This window comes from Sphingomonas sanguinis, from assembly GCF_001476905.1.
In the GTDB taxonomy this organism is placed as follows: domain Bacteria; phylum Pseudomonadota; class Alphaproteobacteria; order Sphingomonadales; family Sphingomonadaceae; genus Sphingomonas; species Sphingomonas sanguinis_B.
Genome location: NZ_LDTE01000081.1, coordinates 1 through 1,687, shown reverse-complemented (window position 1 = coordinate 1,687; position 1,687 = coordinate 1). Strand labels below are relative to the sequence as shown.

At 72.8% G+C, this 1,687-nt stretch carries 1 protein-coding gene; it reads right to left on the bottom strand.

All coding sequences use genetic code 11. The features are described 5' to 3' along the window. The coding region (locus SB4_RS13045; protein WP_153006205.1) for a beta strand repeat-containing protein at positions 1-1,687 on the bottom strand (1,687 nt) is incomplete at both ends.

Here is a 1,687-nt window from a genome sequence, read left to right as displayed (position 1 = left end):
GCCGTGCCGTGGCTGGCCTGGGTCACGACGGCGACCGAGGTCGCGGCCCCGCCCGACAGGGCGAGCGTCACCGCCTTGGCGGTGCTGTTGGCGGCGACGGTGGCGCTGGCAGCGCCTGCGACCGGTGCCTGGGCTGCAACGGTGATGGTGTAGCTGCGCGCGGTGGTGAAGCTCTGCGCGTCGGTCGCGGTGACGGTGAGGTTGAACGTGCCCGCTGCGGTCGGCGTGCCGGCGAGCGTACCGGTGCTCGACAGGGTCAGCCCGCCCGGCAGTGCGCCGGCGGTGACGGCATAGCTGTAGGGCGCGGTGCCGCCCGAGGTGGCGAGCGCCTGGCTGTAGGCGGCGCCGACGGTCGTGCCTGGCAGCGTTGCCGGCGTCAGGGCTAACGTCGGTGCGATGACCGTGACGGTGACGGTCGCGGGCGCGCTGGTGCCGGACGCGTTGGTGGCGGTGTAGGTGAAGCTGTCGCTGCCGGAATAGCCGGCGGTCGGGGTGTAGCTGATGCCGGTGCCCGAGGCGGTGGCGGTGCCGTGTGCCGGTGCGGTGGCGACGGCGACCGACGTCGCGGTCCCGCCCGACAGGGCGAGCGTCACCGCGTTGGCGGTGCTGTTGGCGGCAACGGTCTTGCTGACCGCACCGGCCACCGGTGCCTGGACGCTGACGGCGAGGCTGTAGGTCGCGGTGCCGGTGGCGCCATGCGCATCGGTGGTGGTGACGGTGACGGTGTAGTTGCCCGCAGTGGTCGGCGTACCCGACAGGGTGCCGTCCGCGGCCAGCGTGAGGCCGGCGGGCAGACCCGTGGCGGTGTAGCCATAAGGCGCGGTGCCGCCAGAGCTGGTGAGCGTGCTGCTATAAGCGGTGCCGACGGTGGCTGCAGGCAGCGGACCCGAGGCTGGTGCTACGACCAGCGTCGGCGCGGTGACCGTGACGGTGACGGTTGCGGCCGCGCTGGTGCCGGAGGCGTTGGTCGCGGTGTAGTTGAAGCTGTCACTGCCCGAGTATCCGGCGTTCGGGGTGTAGCTGATGCCGGTGCCCGAGGCGGTGGCGGTGGCGGTGCCGTGTGCCGGTGCGGTGGCGACGGCGACCGACGTCGCCGCGCCGCCCGACAGGGCGAGCGTAACGGCGTTGGCGGTGCTGTTGGCGGCAACGGTTTTGCTGACCGCGCTGGCGACAGGTGCCTGGACGGCAACAGCGAGCCTGTAGGTCGCGGCGCCGGTGGCGCCGTTGGCATCGGTGGTGGTGACGGTGACGGTGTAGTGGCCCGCAGTGGTCGGCGTACCCGACAGGGTGCCGTCCGCGGCCAGCGTGAGGCCGGCGGGCAGACCCGTGGCGGTGTAGCCATAAGGCGCGGTGCCGCCAGAACTGGTGAGCGTGCTGCTATAGGCGCTGCCGACCGTAGCCGCAGGCAGCGGCCCCGAGGCCGGTGCAACGACCAGCGTCGGTGCGGTCACCGTGATGGTGACGGTCGCAGGACTGCTGGTGCCCGAGGCATTGGTCGCGGTGTAGGTGAAGCTGTCGCTGCCCGAGAAGCCGGCGGTCGGGGTGTAGCTGATGCCGGTGCCTGAGGCCGTGGCCGTGCCGTGGCTGGCCTGGGTCACGACTGCGACCGAGGTCGCGGCCCCGCCCGACAGGGCGAGCGTCACCGCCTTGGCGGTGCTGTTGGCGGCGACGGTGGCGCTGGCAGCGC